This is a genomic window from Roseateles hydrophilus, assembly GCF_026712245.1.
In the GTDB taxonomy this organism is placed as follows: Bacteria; Pseudomonadota; Gammaproteobacteria; order Burkholderiales; family Burkholderiaceae_C; genus Pelomonas; species Pelomonas hydrophilus.
Map to the genome: position 1 here is coordinate 1,557,853 of NZ_JAPPUY010000001.1, position 16,945 is coordinate 1,574,797.

The 16,945-nt window shown below is 71.9% G+C and carries 11 protein-coding genes; 7 read left to right on the forward strand and 4 right to left on the reverse strand.

Going from position 1 to position 16,945, the window contains the following annotated elements; translation table 11 throughout:
- Positions 1-34 precede the first annotated feature (34 nt).
- The 3 genes from NYO99_RS06840 to NYO99_RS06850 all read right to left on the reverse strand — a co-directional run bounded on the left by NYO99_RS06840 (position 35) and on the right by NYO99_RS06850 (position 5,559).
- On the reverse strand, positions 35-1,681 hold the full coding sequence (locus NYO99_RS06840; RefSeq protein WP_268166351.1) for a glycoside hydrolase family 43 protein: 1,647 nt from the start codon (positions 1,679-1,681) through the stop codon (positions 35-37).
- 205 nt (positions 1,682-1,886) lie between these two features.
- Positions 1,887-4,730 (reverse strand): TonB-dependent receptor domain-containing protein, encoded by a 2,844-nt coding sequence (locus NYO99_RS06845; protein WP_268166352.1) that lies wholly within the window; start codon positions 4,728-4,730, stop codon positions 1,887-1,889.
- Positions 4,731-4,794: 64 nt separating this feature from the next.
- Positions 4,795-5,559 (reverse strand): FadR/GntR family transcriptional regulator, encoded by a 765-nt coding sequence (locus NYO99_RS06850; RefSeq protein ID WP_268166353.1) that lies wholly within the window; start codon positions 5,557-5,559, stop codon positions 4,795-4,797.
- Positions 5,560-5,738: 179 nt separating this feature from the next.
- Between NYO99_RS06850 and NYO99_RS06855 the strand changes: the two genes are divergently transcribed.
- The 7 genes from NYO99_RS06855 to NYO99_RS06885 all read left to right on the forward strand — a co-directional run bounded on the left by NYO99_RS06855 (position 5,739) and on the right by NYO99_RS06885 (position 14,197).
- Positions 5,739-6,896, forward strand: coding sequence for a mandelate racemase family protein (locus NYO99_RS06855; RefSeq protein WP_268166354.1), 1,158 nt, complete (start codon positions 5,739-5,741; stop codon positions 6,894-6,896).
- 8 nt (positions 6,897-6,904) lie between these two features.
- Positions 6,905-8,530 (forward strand): ABC transporter substrate-binding protein, encoded by a 1,626-nt coding sequence (locus NYO99_RS06860; RefSeq protein ID WP_268166355.1) that lies wholly within the window; start codon positions 6,905-6,907, stop codon positions 8,528-8,530.
- Positions 8,527-9,534 (forward strand): ABC transporter permease, encoded by a 1,008-nt coding sequence (locus NYO99_RS06865; protein WP_268166356.1) that lies wholly within the window; start codon positions 8,527-8,529, stop codon positions 9,532-9,534. Before NYO99_RS06860 ends, NYO99_RS06865 begins: the two co-directional genes overlap by 4 nt.
- A complete protein-coding gene (locus NYO99_RS06870) occupies positions 9,531-10,421 on the forward strand; it encodes an ABC transporter permease (RefSeq protein ID WP_268166357.1) in 891 nt (296 codons plus the stop codon). The genes NYO99_RS06865 and NYO99_RS06870 overlap by 4 nt, the downstream gene beginning before the upstream one ends.
- Positions 10,418-11,248 carry an ABC transporter ATP-binding protein gene (locus tag NYO99_RS06875; RefSeq protein ID WP_268166358.1) on the forward strand — a complete coding sequence of 277 codons (831 nt, stop codon included), beginning with the start codon at positions 10,418-10,420 and terminating at the stop codon, positions 11,246-11,248. The genes NYO99_RS06870 and NYO99_RS06875 overlap by 4 nt, the downstream gene beginning before the upstream one ends.
- A gap of 5 nt (positions 11,249-11,253) precedes the next feature.
- Complete coding sequence (locus NYO99_RS06880; RefSeq protein ID WP_422395479.1) at positions 11,254-11,991, forward strand: ABC transporter ATP-binding protein; 738 nt, start codon at positions 11,254-11,256, stop codon at positions 11,989-11,991.
- Positions 11,992-12,076: 85 nt separating this feature from the next.
- Positions 12,077-14,197: an alpha/beta hydrolase domain-containing protein gene (locus NYO99_RS06885; RefSeq protein ID WP_268166360.1), complete on the forward strand. Its 2,121-nt coding sequence runs from the start codon at positions 12,077-12,079 to the stop codon at positions 14,195-14,197.
- 22 nt (positions 14,198-14,219) lie between these two features.
- Here the strand turns inward: NYO99_RS06885 and pulA are convergent, their stop codons facing one another.
- The gene (pulA, locus tag NYO99_RS06890) at positions 14,220-16,919 is read right to left on the reverse strand and encodes a pullulanase-type alpha-1,6-glucosidase (protein WP_268166361.1); all 2,700 of its coding nucleotides are present in this window, start codon (positions 16,917-16,919) and stop codon (positions 14,220-14,222) included.
- Positions 16,920-16,945: the final 26 nt, after the last annotated feature.

Genomic DNA, 16,945 nt, shown 5'->3' on the forward strand with positions numbered 1-16,945 from the left:
GGGCCCGCCCCTCGCCGGGCCCACCCGCCAAGCCTCAGGGTCCCAGCGGCTCGAACTCCACCCAGGCCACGTCGGCCACCGCCGGCTTCGCGCTGCCGCTCAGCGCATACAGGCCCAGGTAGACGCCGGTGAAGCCGGTTGCCGTCTCCGTGGACAGGCGGTGCGTGGGAATGCGGCACAACGGCTGCCAGTCGCCCTGCCCGGCCAGCCGCCAGCTGAGCCGGTACTGCTGCGGATCGGCATGCACCTGCAGTTGCACCGCGCCCGCGGCCACGGGCGCCGACCCCAGCACCTGTGGCTCGCCGCCGGTGCGCAGCACGCAGTCGACGCGGCGCTTGTCAGCGCCCGTCACCCGCAGCAGCGCGTGGTGGGATTCGTTCATGCGCAGCGCCAGGCCGGCCGCGTCGCCATCGGCCTGCGGCTGGAAGTCCAGCTCCGCGGCGAAGCGCTGGTTCAGCCGCTCCTGGCGGCGCCCGACGAATGTCGGCGTGCCCACCACCTCCAGCCCCGTGCGCGCGCCGATCAGGCGCAGCCGCCCCGGCTTGTCGGTCAGCGACCACTGGCCCGCGGCCAGCGTGCGCAAGAAGGCCCAGTGCGGCGGCAGCGGTTGATTGGCCGCGAAATGCTCGCGCACCGGCGGCGCCGGCCAGGGCTGCCAGCCCGGCAGGCCCGCCGTGGGCTGCGGCTGGGCCAGCACGCCGTTCTGGCCGAACACCGGCCAGCCATCCGCCCGCCAGCGCACCGGCGACAGCAGCGTCTCCCGGCCGATGTGGTGGTGGCGCTGGCCGTCGGCCGCCTGCGGCCGGATGGCCAGCAGCGTGGCCCACCAGTCGCCTTGCGGCGTGGTCACGAGGTCGGCATGGCCCAGCGCCTGGAAAGGGTGCTCGGGCAGGTGGCGGTGCGTCAGGATGGGGTTGTCGGGATGCGGCTCGAACGGCCCCCACGGCGAGCGCGAACGGGCCATGGTGATGCGGTGGTCATACGATGTCCCGCCCTCGGCAATCATGAGGTAGTACCACCCGTCGCGCTTGTACAGATGCGGCCCCTCGGGCCAGATGCCACCCATGCCGCTCCACACCAGGCGGGGCTCCTCCAGCAGCTTGCCGGCCTTCAGGTCCACGCGCGCCTGGTAGACGCCGCCGTTGCGGCCGCCGCCGTGGCGCGTGTAGTAAACGGTGCCGTCGTCGTCGAAGAAGAAGGACGGGTCCATGCCGAACACGTTCTCGGGCAGGCGCACGGGGTCGGACCACGGGCCGGCGGGGTTGTCCGCCGTGAGGAAGAAGTTGCCGATGCCGCCCACATCCGTGGTGACGATGTAGAAGCGCCCGCCCTCGCAGCGGATGGTGGGCGCGAAGATGGCCTGCGAGCTCTTGCGGCCCACGAACGTGAGCTGGCTTTCGCGGCTCAGCGCATTGCCGATCAGGCGCCAGTGCACCAGGTCCCGGCTGTGGTAGACCGGCAGGCCCGGCAGGTACTCGAAGGTGCTGGTGACGAGGTAGAAGTCCTCCCCCGCGCGGCACACGCTGGGGTCAGACGCGAAGCCGCTGAGCACCGGGTTGTCGAAGCTCGCCGGCATCGCTGCCGGCGCCTGCGTGGCAGCCTGCGCCGCGCCCACGCCACATGCCATCGCCGCGGCCAGCGCCACGCCGGCCCGCCGCCATCCACACCCGCCTTGTCTCATGCTTGCCTCATCGTTGTTTGAATAACAAGCAAATGATAGCGATATCACCTCTTGGTCATGCGCAGCTTGCCGTGGCGCACCGCCATTCGTTGCGCGCATAAAAAAGCCCCGGCATCAGCCGGGGCGTGAAGGCCTTCGCCGGCACTGCCGTGGCAGGCCACGACAGGCTCGAAGACACCAGGGAGAGCAGGCCGGGTGCGGCGCCTCAGAAGCGGTAGTCGGCCGTCAACACATAGGCACGGCCCAGCACGTCGGCCACGCTGGTGAGGTAGCCGCGGTAGGCGGTGTGGTTGGTCAGCGGCGGCGCCTTGTCCAGCAGGTTGCTGACGCCCAGCGACAGCTTGACGTTCTTGATGCCGCTGTACTTCACCATCAGGTTGTACTGCGAGTAGGCGGCCACGTTGCGTGGCCCGGTGGTGCCGGCGCCGGTGGCGGCTGCGAGGTTCTGGTCCACGATCTTGCTCTGGTAGCGCTGGGACAGCTGCACCATCCAGTCGGCGCCCTGCCAGGCGACCTGGGCCGTGTGGCGCCAGCGGTTGTTCAGGCCGCGCGTCGCGTTGGACAGGCCGGCATTCGGGTTCACCGGCACCACGTCGTTGTAGTAGCCCAGGGCCGACACCCAGTTGCCGCCGTTGACGCCTTCGGAGCGCGCATCCCAGCGCGTCAGGTAGGCGATGTCGATGCCGCCAGACAGCGTGCCCCAGGCCTGCTTGGGCGCCACGTACTTGACGCTCGCGTCCAGTCCCGCGCCTCGCATCGAGCCGACGTTGGACGGCGTGTTGATGACCGCATCGCGCGAGCCGGTGGCTGACAGCACGCCCAGCGTGCCGTCGGCGTTGCGCAGGTACAGGCCGGGGTAGGTGGCCGGGTTGGCCAGGATGTAGTCGATGGCGCGGTTGCCGATGACGTCGTCGATCTGCGTGCGCCAGTAGTCCAGCGTCAGCGTCAGGTTCTTCAGCGGCTCGAAGCCGGCGCCGAAGGTCAGGCTGCGCGAGGTCTCGGGCTGCACGCCCGCGTTGTTGGGCACCTTGGTGATCTGGTTGTAGCCGGTCAGGCCGCAGACCAGTTCGGGCGCAAAGCCGGCCTTGGCCGTCGGCACGCCGTTGACCGTGGGGCAGTTCAGCGGGTCGTTGAACACCGGGATCAGCGTGCGCTCGGTTTCCTTGGTGTAGATCTCGGGCAGGCTGGGCGCGCGATAGCCAGTGTTGGCCGAGGCGCGCAACACCAGACTCTTCAGCGGCGTCCAACGTGCGCTGAGCTTGGGGTTCACGGTGGTCTCGCCCAGGTCGCCGTACTTGTCGCCCCGCACCGACGCGTTCAGCGTCAGGTCGCGGCGGATGGGCGCATCCAGCTCGGCATACAGCGACGTGATGGTGCGGCCGATCTGCGTGCTGGTGGCCGAGGTGGCGCCGCTGGCGAGGTTGTCGCCGCCCAGCAGGTCGATCTGGCCGTTCAGCGCGGCGGACACGTCGTTGCCGGCCTGGCCGATGGCGCGCCAGGTGTCGCGGCGCAGCTCGCCGCCCAGGGCCAGCATCATGTCGCCGCCGGACAGCTTCATCACGGCGCGCGAGAAGGTCGCGTCCAGGCTGCTGTTCTCGGCCCGGTGCAGGCGCAGTGTGCGGCCGTCCAGCGACGCTCCGGCCAGCAGCTCCAGCCCGGCCGCGTCCTGCAGGCCGAAGGGGTTGAGCTTGGGGTCGAGGTACAGCGTGCGCGAGGTCGTGCCCTGCACGCTGGCGATACCGCTCACCTTCAGCCAGCCCGAGCCGGCCTTGGTGTTGCGCTCCGAACGCCCGTAGTTCAGCCCGGCACGGTAGTCCCAGCCGCCGAGCGCACCCTCGGCGGTCAGCACCAGGCGGTCATTGCTGTGCACGTCATTGCGGATGCGCGCGCCGGCGTCCGCCACCGACCACAGCACGTCGATGGGCCGGCCAGCCAGGTTCAGCCCGGCCACCGCCGGCACCTTGCCATTGCCCGGGTAGTAGGGATGGGTGCTGGTCAGGCGCACCGTGGGCGCGGCGGGGTTGTTGTACTGGTCGACCTCGTACTGGCTGTGGTTGAACTCGGCCGTCAGCAGGTGGTCGCCCGGCAGCTGCAGCTTGCCCTGCGCGTAGAAGTTCAGGATGCCGTTGCGGTTGCTGAAGGTCGTGTACTGGGTGTTGGCATCCAGAAAGCAGGTCTGGCGGCCGCCCGAGGTGCTGGGCACCGAGTACGGCGGCAGGCAGCCCGCCGCATACATCGGGTTGTGGCGCACCGTGCGCAGCGACGCGGTCGGGTTGGTCGGATCGGTGAAGTTGCCCGGCGTTGCGGCCGCACCCAGGCCCGGCGCCGTGCTGATGCCCAGCGCCGTCAGCGCCGAGCCGTCCGTCAGCTCGGGCCGTGCCGAGCGGGGCAGCTCCTCGCGCTTCTGGATGTCGAACGCGGCATACACGTTCCAGCGGTCCTGCGCCAGGTCCCCCACGCCGGCAATCAGGCCCAGCGCCCGCGTGGCGCCACCGCCCGAGCGCTCGGGCTGCATGGCCTCCACCTTGATGCCCACACCGGTGTAGGCCGGCAGCGTGTAGAAGGCCTGCACGCCGCCCATCGCGTCGGAACCGTAGCTGGACGAGGCGCCGTCGCGCAAGATGTCCACATGGCTCATCGCCATGCGCGGCATCACGTTGACGCTGACGTACTGGTTGGTCAGCGGCTCCTTGGCCAGGCGGCGGCCGTTCAGCAGCGTCAGCGTGCGCATGGGGCCGAAGCCGCGCAGGCTGGTCATGGGCCCGGCTGTGCCGGCATTGGTGCCGAGCGAGTTGGCCTGCGGCAGCTCCAGCATCATGTCCTTGAGCTCGGTGTTGACGCGGGCGCTGAGCTCGGTCGCCTTCATCGACGTGACCGGCAGCGCCGCCTCGTCATTGATGGAGCGCCGGATGATGGACCCGGTGACCTCCACGCGCTCGATGACGGCGCGCTCCGGCTCCTGCGCCAGCACGGGCGTGCCGGCCAGGCTCATCAGCGCGAGCGCGATCGCGCTGGGGCGGGCGCCCGAGGGGCGGCGGGGGTGGTGCATGTCTTGTCTCCTGTGATGGGCTGGGTGGGGCGTGGCCTCTGCGTGCCTGGGCCCCGGGGGCGGGTCAGCGGCTCGCGGTCTTCATGCGCTCGCGGCTGTTGTTGAGGTGCATGAACATGGCCGCCCGCGCGCCGGCGGCGTCGCCGCGGCGGATGGCCTCCAGCACGGCCCAGTGCTCCTGGGCCGTGATCTCCTTGCCCGGCCGCAGCTCGGGCGACGACTCGCCGAAGCGCGCCGCCTTCGAGCTGTTGCCGGCGCTGCTGCGGCGGGCCGCTGCCTGGCGCGGCATGGTGGCGTTGCCCAGCGTGCGCAGCACGTGCGAGAAATACTCGTTGCCGGTGGCCTGGGCGATCAGCTCGTGGAAGCGGAAGTCCGCCTCGGCCGTGCCCTCGCCCGTCGTGTGCTGGGTGTCGAAGTCGTCCAGCGCCTGCTCCATCGCGCGCAACTGTTCGGGCGTGCGCCGCTGGGCGGCCAGCGCGGCGGCCTCGGGCTCCAGGCTCAGGCGCAACTCCAGCATGGCCAACTTCTGCTGCAGCTTCAGCTCCGCGCCCGCCACCTGCTGCAGCGACGGCAGCCGCACCTGCGGCGGCAGCACGAAGCTGCCCACGCCCTGCTGCGTGCGCAGCAGCCCGCTGGCCTGCAGGCGCGACACGGCCTCGCGCACGACGCTGCGGCTGACGCCGAACTCCTGCATCAGCACCGGCTCGGTGGGCACGCGGTCACCCGGCTTCAGTGCGCCGCTGGCGATGCGCTCCGACAGGCCGTCGACGACGCGCTGAGACAGGCTGGGCGGGCGGGCACTGGCAGATGAGGTGGTGGTGTTGGTCATGACAGGCATCTCTTGCGTCGCCCAACTCATCAGACGACTGATGTCAGTATAGGCAGGTCGTCCGACCTTGTTTCACGCACACATTCTCGATTTCATCGTGGTTTTCCCTTGAAACACTGGCACAGACCTCAACGCTGGATACACTGCATGTCATCAGACGACTGACGAGATTGCAGACCATGATCAAGATTGAAAGCGTGAGCGCCGTCGAATTCACGCACCCCACGCGGCGCTCGGTCGACGCCGCCGGCCACTCCCACCCCGGCCCGCTGGGCACGGGCCACCTGGCGCTGCTGAGCATCCGCAGCACCGACGGCGTGGAAGGCCACTGCTTCGCGCCGCCGCAGGTGGTGCGCCCGCATGTGCTGAACCAATTCGTGCGCCGCGTGCTGGTGGGCGGCGATGCGCTGCAACGCGAAACGCTCTGGTGCGAGCTGGAGCACTGGCAGCGCGGCAGCGCCGGCCAGCTGACCGACCGGGCGCTGGGCGCCGTCGACAGCGCACTGCACGACCTCATCGGCCGCACGCTGGGCGTGCCGGTCTACCAGCTGCTGGGCGGCTACCGCGACAAGGTGCCCGCCTACGGCAGCACCATGTGCGGGGACGAACTCCAAGGCGGCCTGTCCACCCCCGAGGAATACGCCGACTTCGCGCGTCAGCTCGTGGCACGCGGCTACAAGGCCATCAAGCTGCACACCTGGATGCCGCCGGTCTCGTTCGCGCCCAGCGTCGCGATGGACATCAAGGCCTGCACCGCCGTGCGCGAGGCGGTGGGGCCGGACATCGAGCTCATGCTGGACGGCTACCACGAGTACAGCCGCACCGACGCGCTGCGCATCGGCCGCGCGCTGGAGGAGCTGAACTTCGCGTGGTTCGAGGAAATGATGAACGAACAGAGCACGGCCTCCTACACCTGGCTGGCTGGCCAGCTCGACGTGCCGCTGCTGGGCCCCGAGAGCCTGTCGGGCAAGCACTACGCGCGGGCCGACTGGGTCAAGGCCGGCGCCAGCGACATCCTGCGCGCCGGCGTCACCGGCTGCGGCGGCATCGCGCCGACGATGAAGGTGGCCCACCTGGCCGAGTCCTTCGGCATGAACTGCGAGGTGCACGGCAACGGCGCCCCCAACCTGGCCGTCGTGGGCGCCATCCGCAACTGCCGCTGGTACGAGCGCGGCCTGCTGCACCCCTTCCTGGACTACGACGAGGTGCCCGCGTATCTGAACGCCCTCGTCGACCCCATGGACACGGACGGCTTCGTGCACCTGCCGCAGCAGCCGGGCCTGGGCGAAGACATCAACTTCGACTACATCCAGCGCCACACGGTCGCCACCTACTGAGCCGCGCCATGTTCCCGGCATCCTCGTGGCCGCTGCGCCGCCGCCGCCTGCTCGCGTTGCCCGCGCTGCTCGCCGGCGGCGCGGCCAGCGCCAACTCGCCCGACGACCAGCTGCTGATCGGCGTGAGCATGAACAACCTGCTCTCGCTGGACCCGGCCGCCGCCACCGGCCTGGACGCGGCCACCGTGGCCTGCAACCTCTACGACAGCCTGCTCGAAGTCGACGCGGCGGACCCGACGCGGCTGCGCCCCAGCCTCGCGCAGTCCTGGGCCGTGAGCGACGCCGGCCGGCGCCTCACGCTGACGCTGCGCGGCGACGTGCGATTCGCCAGCGGCCGGCCGCTGACGGCCGTGCACGCGGCCTGGTCGCTGCAGCGGGTGCTGAAGCTCAACCTCGCGCTGGCGTCGGTGTGGAAGAGCTACGGCTTCACGGCCGCCAACGCGACGACGAACATCCGCGCCGAGGACGCGCAGACGCTGGTCATCGACCTGCCCCTGCCCACCGACCCGGCGCTGGTGCTGATGACGCTGGCCACCTCCATGAGCGGCTACGTGCTGGACCGCGACACCGTGCTCGCCCACGAACAACGCGGCGACCTCGGCAACGCCTGGCTCACCACGCATGCCGCCGGCTCTGGCGCCTTCGAGCTGGAGGAATGGCGGCCCAAGGAGCTGCTGACCATGCGCCGCGTGGCCACCTACTGGCAGCCTGCGGCCAAGCTGCGCCGCGTGGTCTTCCGCCATATGACCGAGTCGCAGACGCTGCGGCTGATGCTGATGCGTGGCGACCTGGACATCGCCGGCGGCCTGTCCGCGCCCGACGTGCGCGCGCTGGCCCAGCGCCCCGAGCTCGTCGTCGAGGAAGTGCGCCGCGCCACGATGTACTACGTGGCCGTCAATGCCCGCCACCCGCGCTTTGCGGACGAACGCGTGCGCCGCGCCGTGCTGCGCCACCTGATTGACTTCCACGGCGTCGCCACAGGCGTGCTGCCCTTCTACGGCGCGCTGCAGATGCGCCCCGTGCCACCGGGGCTTCCGGCCTCGCTGCCGCAGCCCGGCTACCGCTTCGACCCCGCCGCCGCACGCCGGCTGCTGGCCGAGGCCGGCCTGCCCGACGGCTTCGACACCACCATCCGCGTCATCGCCGAGGCGCCCTTCACCGGCATCGCCACCAGCCTGCAGGCCACGCTGGCAGCAGGCGGCATCCGCGCCAGCATCCTGCCGGGCACCGGCAACCAGGTCTACGGCGCCATGCGCGAGCGCAGCTTCGAGATCGTTGTCGGCCGCGGCGGCGGGGGCGGCGAGGCGCACCCGCACTCCAGCCTGCGTGCGCTCGTCTACAACCCCGACAACCGCGACAGCGCGCGCCTGAGCAACTTTCAGGGCTGGCGCACCGGCCACGCGGACGCAGACCTGAACCGCCTCATCGAGCAGGCCCTGCTGGCGCCCGACGCGGCCACGCAGACCGCGCTCTACCACCAGGCACAGCAGCGCTTTGACAGCCACATCGGCGCCATCCAGCCCATTGCGCAGATGCTGGACACGCAGGTGCTGCGCCGCGCCGTGCAGGGCTACCACGGCCACCCCAGCGGCGCGACGCGGCTGCGCGAGGTTCACAAGGAGAGTCGCGCATGACGAGTCGCTGGATGCGCCATGGCGGCAGCGCCGGGCTGGCCCTGCTGGGCCTGCTGCTGCTGACCTTCATGATCGGCCGCGTGATGCCGCTGGACCCGGTGCTGGCCATCGTCGGCCCCGACGCCGACCGCGCCACCTACGAGCAGGTCCACCAGCAGCTCGGCCTGGACCGGCCGCTGTGGGTGCAGTTCGGCCGCTACCTGGGCGACCTCGCGCAGGGCGAGCTCGGCCGCTCGCTGCTCACCGGCCTGCCCGTCACGCAAGACCTGGCCCGCGTGCTGCCCGCCACGCTGGAGCTGGCCACGCTGGCCATCGTGCTCGGCGCGCTGCTGGGCGTGCCGCTGGGCGTGTGGGCGGCCAGTCATCACAAGCGCTGGCCCGATCACGTCGCCCGTGTCGTCGGCCTGCTCGGCCACTCCACGCCGATCTTCTGGTTCGGCATGATGGGCCTGCTGGTGTTCTACGCGTGGCTGGGCTGGGCCGGCGGCATCGGCCGCATCGGCCTGGGCTTCGAGGGCGCCATCCCGCGCGTGACCGGCCTGATGCTCGTCGACACGCTGCTGGCCGGCGACATGGCGGCCTTTCGCAGCGCGCTGCGCCACCTGCTGCTGCCGGCCTGCGTACTGGGCCTGCACTCCATGGCGTATCTCAGCCGCATGACGCGCAGCTTCATGCTCGCGCAGCTGAGCCAGGAATACATCACCACCGCGCGCGTCAAGGGCCTCACGCGGCGCCAGGTGGTGTGGGGCCACGCCTTCCTGAACATCCGCGTGCAGCTGCTCACCATCCTGGCGCTGGCCTACGGCGGCCTGCTGGAAGGCGCCGTCCTCGTGGAAACCGTGTTCGGCTGGCCCGGCTTCGGCAGCTACCTGACCGGCAGCCTGCTGCTGGGCGACATGAACGCGGTGATGGGGTCCGTGCTGGTCATCGGCCTGCTGTTCGTCACCCTCAACCTGACCGCCGACGCGCTGTACCGCGTGTTCGACCCGCGAGCCCGCACATGACCACCTCCACCCTCCCCGCGCCCGGCGGCGCCTGGCAAGCCTGGTGGGCCGATGCCAGCGCCACTGCGCGCAAGCTGCTCGCCAACCCGCTGACGGCCATCGGCATGGCCGTCATCGCCTTGCTGGTGCTGGTGGCGCTGTTCGCACCGTGGATCGCCACCCACGACCCGCTGCGCCAGGACCTCGCCGCCGCATTGCAGCCGCCAAGCAGCGCGCACTGGTTCGGCACCGACGAGTTCGGCCGCGACGTCTTCAGCCGCCTCGTGCACGGCACACGCATCACGCTGTTCATCGTCGTGCTGGTGACGGTCGTGGTGGGTCCGCTGGGCATGGGCATCGGCGTGGTGTCGGGCTACTTCGGCGGCCGTGTCGACCTGCTGTGCATGCGCGTGGCGGACGTCTTCCTGTCCTTCCCCAGCCTGGTGCTGGCGCTGGCCTTCGTCGCCGCCTTGGGCCCGGGGCTGGACCACGCCGTGCTCGCCATCGCACTGACCGCCTGGCCGGCGATCGCCCGCCTGGCCCGCGCCGAGGCCATGACGCTGCGAAACGCCGACTACATCGTCGCGGCCCAGCTGCAGGGCGCCTCGCACCTGCGCGTGCTGTGCCGGCACCTGGCGCCGCTGTGCCTGCCATCGGTGCTGGTGCGGCTGACGATGAACATGGCCTCCGTCGTGCTGACGGCCGCGGGCCTGGGCTTCCTGGGCCTGGGCGCCCAGCCGCCGCTGCCCGAGTGGGGCGCCATGATCTCCGAGGGCCGCCGCTACATGCTGGACAGCTGGTGGACCGTGGCCGCGCCGGGTGCGGCCATCCTGGCCGTCAGCATGGCCTTCAACCTGCTGGGCGACGGCCTCAACGACGCGCTCGACCCGCGCCAATCCTCCTCATGACTGACCACCACTTGCTGCAGGTCGACGGCCTGCAAGTCGCCTACGGCAGCACGCCCGTCGTGCATGGCGTGTCCTTCACGCTGGGCCGCGAGAAGCTGGCCGTCGTCGGCGAGTCCGGCTCCGGCAAGACCACCGTCGGCCGCGCGCTGCTGAAGCTGCTGCCGCCGCAGGCGCGCATCAGCGCCCAGCGCCTGCAGTTCGACGGCATGGACCTGCTGCGCAGCAGCGAGCGCGACATGCAGGCGCTGCGCGGGCGCCGGCTGTCCATGATCATGCAGGACCCCAAGTACTCGCTGAACCCGGTCATGAGCATCGGGCAGCAGATCGGCGAGGCCGTGCGGCGCACCGAGACGCTGACGCGCGCCGAGTGCGAGGAGCGCATCGAGGCCCTGCTCGCTCGCGTGCGCATCCGCGAGCCCCGCCGCGTAGCAGCGCAGTACCCGCACGAGCTGTCCGGCGGCATGGGCCAGCGCGTGATGATCGCGATGATGCTGGCCCAGCGCCCGCAGTTGCTGATCGCCGACGAGCCCACCTCGGCCCTGGACGTATCGGTCCGCCAGGAGGTGCTGCAGCTGCTGGACGAGCTGGTGGCCGAGCAAGGCCTGGCCCTGCTGTTCATCAGCCATGACCTCCACCTCGTCAGCCGCTTCTGCGACCGCGTGCTGGTGATGTACGGCGGGCGCGTCGTCGAGACGCTGGCCGCTGCCGAGCTGCGCCAGCCCAGCCACCCCTACACGCAGGGCCTGATGGCCGCCCTGCCCAGCCTGCGGCAGCGCCGCGCCGTGCTGCCGGTGCTGCAGCGGGATGCCGCCTGGAGTGCCGCATGAGCGCGATGTTGTCGGTGCAGGACCTGCGCCTGGCCTTTGGCGAGGGCAGCGCCGCGCGCACGGTGCTGCACGGCGTGGGCTTCGAGATCGCGCGCGGCCAGGCCTTCGGGCTGGTGGGCGAGTCCGGCTCGGGCAAGACCACCGTGCTGCGCTGCCTGGCCGGCCAGTACCGTCACTGGCAGGGCCGGGTGACGCTGGCTGGCGAGCCCTACCACGGCGAGCGCAGCCTGGCCCACGCCGCCCGCGCGCAGATGGTGTTCCAGGACCCCTACGGCTCGCTGCATCCACGGCACACCGTGCACACGGCGCTCGCCGAACCGCTGCGCGTGCACGGGCTGGACCGCATCGAGGAGCGCATCGACGAGGCCCTGCAGCAGGTCGGCCTGCCGCTGCATTTCCGCTTCCGCTACCCGCACCAGATCTCCGGCGGCCAGCGCCAGCGTGTCGCGATCGCCCGCGCGCTCATCCTCAGGCCGCCCCTGCTGCTGCTGGACGAGCCCACCTCGGCCTTGGACGTCTCGGTGCAGGCCGAGATCCTGAACCTGCTGGCCGACCTGCGGCAGCGGCACGGCCTGACCTACCTGCTGGTCAGCCACGACCTGGGCGTGGTGGCGCACCTGTGCGAACACCTGGCCGTCATGCAGCAGGGCCGCATCGTCGAGACGCTGAGCCGCGAGGCGCTGTGCGAAGACCGCGCCGAACACGCCTACACCCGATCGCTTGTGGCGGCAGCCGAGCATTGACGGCCCGTCGCGCGCGCGCAGCGCATCCGGCGCACCCGCTGACTGAGCGGTAAGCTGCCGCGCCCCTGGACGGATGGATCTCCCGATGCGCCTGCTGACCCCGTTTCTCGTTCTCGCCTGCGTGGCCGGCGGCGCGCTGGCCGCGCCGGCCGGCGTCATCGACCGCCTGGAGATCGTCGCCACCCAGGACGCCTACCAAGGCGCCACGCCGGCCGGCGCCGCCGGGCCGTATGTCGTCATCACGGCCATCGTGCACGGCCGGCTGGACCCGGCCCACCCGGACAACGCCACCATCGTCGACCTGCCGCTTGCGCCGCGCGACGCCGACGGCTGGGTGCGCTACGCCACCGACGCCACGCTGCTGCGCCCCAAGCACGCGAAGGACGCCCGCCGCGTGCTGTTCTACGACGTCGTCAACCGCGGCGGCAAGCTCGGCCAGGGCGTGTTCATCGGCGGCGGCGCGCTGACCGACGGCGCCGCGCCGGGCGAGCACTTCCCGTCGCTGCTGCGCCGCGGCTACACCGTGGTGTGGAGCGGCTGGCAGGGCGACGTCGCGCTGACCGGCCGTGGCGCGACGGCGGCGCTCGGCACGCGCTTTCCCATCGCCACGGCCGCGGACGGCACGCCGCTGACCGGCATGAGCCGCGAGGAGTTCATCCCCGACCAGGCCGGCGGCGGCAGCACGCTGACACTGAACCACCGGCCGGCCTCCCTGACCGACCGCAGCGAGGTGCAGTTCACGGCCCGCCCGGCCTGGCGCAATACCGACGGCCTGGCCGACTACGCCAGCACGCCGGCCGCCGCCGTCACCGACTGGCACTACCTGACCCTGCCCGACGGCCGCGTGGCCGTGCGCTTCACGCCACCCGCCGCGCTGCCCGTGGCCGGCGGCGGCACGGTGGCGCCGGACCAGGGCACGATCTACAGCTTCGTCTACCGCGCCACCGAACCGCGCGTCGCGGCCATCGGCTTTGCGGCCGTGCGCGACCTGCTGCACTTCCTGAAGACGGCCCGCGCTGACGCGCAGGGCCAGCCCAACCCGCTCAACGACATGAAGGCCGCCGCCTGCGCCCGCGGCAGCGACTGCCCGGCCGAGCCGGCCGACAACTTCGACGTGGTGCTGGGCGAAGGCACCTCGCAGTCCGGCCGCTTCCTGCGCGACTTCCTGTACCTCGGATTCAACCGTGCGGCCACGGGCCAGCGCGTGTTCGACGGCCTGCTGGCCATCATCCCCGGCGGCCGCCGCACCTGGACGGCGGTGCGTTTCGCGCAGCAGGGGCGCTGGTCGCGCCAGCACGAAGACCACTTCATGCCGGGCGACCAGTTCCCGTTCAGCTATGCGACGTTCACCGACCCCGTCAGCGGCCGACATGACGGCCTGCTCAAGCGCTGCGAGGCCGACAACACCTGCCCCAGGCTGATGCAGATCGATGGCAGCTTCGAATGGTGGGGCGGGCGAGGCTCGCTGAACGTGACCGACGGCGCAGGCCGCGACGTGGCCCTGCCCGCCAACGTGCGCTACTACCTCGTGCCCGGCACACAGCACGGCGGCGGCAGCGGCGTGACGACCGGGCTCGCCAAGCCACCCGATGCCGGCAGCGCCTGCCGCCTGCCCAACAGTCCCGTGACGATGACGCCCATCGAGCGCGCGCTGCTCGCGGCGCTGGAGGACTGGGTGGTGCACGGCACGCCGCCGCCGCCGTCCGCCCACCCGCGCGTGGCTGACGGCAGCGCCACCGCGCCGCAGGCCGTGCCGCTGGCGGGCACCGGCCGGCTCAGCACGCTGTTCGTCACTGAGCATGCGGCGGGCGTTCCGCGGCTGCAGCTCGACAAGCCCTACCGCCAGTGGGTGCCGGCCGTGGACATTGACGGCAACGAGACCGCCGGCATCGCCACGCCCGAGGTGCGGGTGCCGCTGGCCACCTACCTGGGCTGGAACGTGCGCAAGGCCGGCCATGCCGAGGGCGAGGGCTGCAGCGCGGCGGGCGCCATGCTGCCGTTCGCCATGGACGAGGCCAGCCGCCCGGCCGGCGACCCGCGGGCGCCGCTGTCAGCGCGCTACACGGGGCGCGCCGACTACCTCGCGCGCTTCGACGCGGCGACGCAGGCGCTGGTGCGCCAGCGCCTGCTGCTGCCGCTGGACGCCGAGCACGTCTACCGCGCCAACGCCGCCAAGCTCGCGCCGCAGCTGCTGCCCAGCCCCTGAACGCCGGCCCGCAGCGGCCGCCCTACTCCAGCACGAACACCGCCGCGCTGCGGGCCGGCACCTCGAAGCGGCCGTCCGCGAAGCGGGCCTCGCGGCGCACGCGGGCGTCGGCGCCCTGGCGTTGCACCGGGTGCAGCACCCAGCGCCGGCCGGCCTCGGCGGGCAGAGCCAGCGCCTGGGGCGTGGGCGCCACGTTGATGAGCGTCATGACGGCCTGGAAGCCGGCCATGCCGCTGCCGTCCAGCCGCGTGGCGATGAGCACCGGGTTCTGGCCCGGGCCGCTGCCGGGGAAGCTCAGGCGCCGCTGCACTTCGGCCGCGCTGGACAGGCGCAGCAGCGGCGTGCTGGCGCGGATCTTCAGCAGGTCGCGGAACACGTCGCGGGACCACGCGATCTCGGCCGGCGCGGGCGCGATGCCAGCATCGGCCAGCCGCTCGCGCGCCAGCGCCCAGTCGCGGCCGTCCTGGCCGAAGTTGTCCTGCTTCGGGGGCAGGCCGGTGCCGAAGTGGTTGGTCTGGTAGGTCCAGTCCAGGCGGTTGAACCAGTCGCCGCTGTCGTAGCTGTTGCGGTCCAGGCTCTTGCTGCGCAGGATGTCCTGGCCGGCATGGAAGTAGGCCACGCCCTGGCTGAAGGCCACCAGCGCCGCGCCCAGCATCTGCACGCGGGCGCGGTCCTCGCGCGAGGTGCTGCGCGGCAGCTTCAGCGTGTTGACGTCGAACAGCGTCTGGTTGTCGTGGTTCTCCACGTAGTTGACGACCTCGCCAGGCTGGCTGACGAAGCCGGCCGGCTGGCCCGCGTAGTCGAGCTGCGACAGGCGGCGGGTGTCGCCACGCCAGGTGGTCAGCGTGACGTCGCGCAGCGAGCCGGCCAAGCCGACGCGGATCAGATCGGCCGCCTGCAGCAGGTCCTCGCGCGTGCGCCCGCCGCCCAGCGCGTTGGGCGCATAGGCCAGGCCATTGAGCCAGCCCTGGTTGCGCACGCTGGCATCACCGCCCTCGCCCGCGCCGCCGCCGCGCGCGGCGTCGCGCGCCCGGTCGCTGAACGACGCGATGCCGCTGCCGTTGAGCGACAGCTGCGAGGCCTGCACGAAGCGCGCGCCATTGGCCACCTCGCCGAAGTTCCAGCCCTCGCCGAGCAGCTGCACCGGCCGGCCGGCCTCGGCGTCCACGCGCCGCTGCAGGCGCTCCATGGCCTCGCGCGGCTGGTGGCCCATCAGGTCAAAGCGCATGGAGTCGATCTTGTACTCGCGCACCCACAGCGCCGCCGAGTCGATCATCAGCTTGGCCATCATGCGGTGCTCGGTGGCCGTGTTGTCGCAGCAGGTGGAGCGCTCGATCTCGCCGCGCGCATTCAGCCGGTGGTAGTAGCCCGGCACCAGGCGGTCCAGCACCGACTTCGGATGCTGGCCGGCGGCGGCCATGTGGTTGTAGACCATGTCCATGCCCACGCGCAGGCCGGCGCGGTGCAGCGCCATCACCATGCGGCGGAACTCGACCACGCGCTGCAGCGGGTCGGTCGCGTAGCTGCCCTCGGGCGCGTTGAAGTGCCAGGGGTCGTAGCCCCAGTTGAAGCAGTCGTCGGCAGCAACAGCCATCACGGCCGCCTGCTGGGCTTCGCTGTCGGCCGGCGCGGCCGGCACGGTGGGCGTCTTGCAGCCACGCTCTGGCACGCTGGCGAGGTCGAACACCGGCAGCAGGTGCACGTCGGTCAGGCCCGCCTGGGCCAACGCCTTCAGGTGGCGCATGCCGTGGGACGCGGGCTCGGTGAAGGCAAGGTATTTGCCACGCCAGGCCGGGCGCACGCTGGGGTCGCTGAGGGAGAAGTCCCGCACGTGCAGCTCGTAGATGAGCTGGTCGGTCGCGGCCTTGACCCGGGCGGGCGCACGCGAGCGGTCCCAGCCGGGCGGCTTGAGCGCGGGGGACGCCAGGTCGGCGACGAGGCTCAGGCGCGAGTCGGCGCTCAGCGCCACCGAGTAGGGGTCGGTGACGAGGTTGCGCTGCAGGCCGTGCGTGGGCGTGATCACGTCCACGAGGTAGCGGTAGGCCTGGCCGCCCAGGTTGCCCGGCAGCGTGGCGCGCCAGACGCCGGTGGCCGGGTCGCGCTGCATCGGCTCGGCAGCGGTCGCGGGCGCGTCGGGGCCGGCATGGCGGCACAGCAGCACGCGCTGCGCCGTGGGCGCCCAGACGGCGAAGCGCGTCTGCGTGCGGCCCGGGTGCGCGCCGAGGTCGGGCACGGCCTCGGCGGCGGCGTACAGGTCGTCCAGCGCGCCGGGCGTCTGCAAACCGGTGGCGGCGATGACGCGGCCGTCCGCCGCCTCATGCACCAGCAGCAGCTGGCCGCGCAGCAGTGTGGCCACGTCCGCCTCCACCGTGAAGCGCGGCCCGTCGCCGATGAAACGCCAGCGCGCGGCCTGGGCCGGGCTCAGCGCCGCTCCGGAGGGCAGCACCGCCACTGCGCCATCGCCGCCGGCCACCGGCGCGCCCGGCGCCGCCTGCAGCCCGCCCGCCCGGGCGTGGTGCAGCCGCACGCGCTCGCCGGCGCCCAGCGTCAACCCCGGCCACTGCACGGTGCGTGCGTCCAGCCAGTACGCCTGGGCCGGCGCAGGCGCCGCGGCGCTCGGCAGCGCCGGTTCGGCCTGGCAGTCCTGCAGATCACCGGCGCGGGCCACCTGGGCCTGCACGGCAAGCACCAGCAGCGCCAGGGGCGCGAGGCGTGAAGTCATGCGTATCTCCTCTTGTCTCTCGAAAT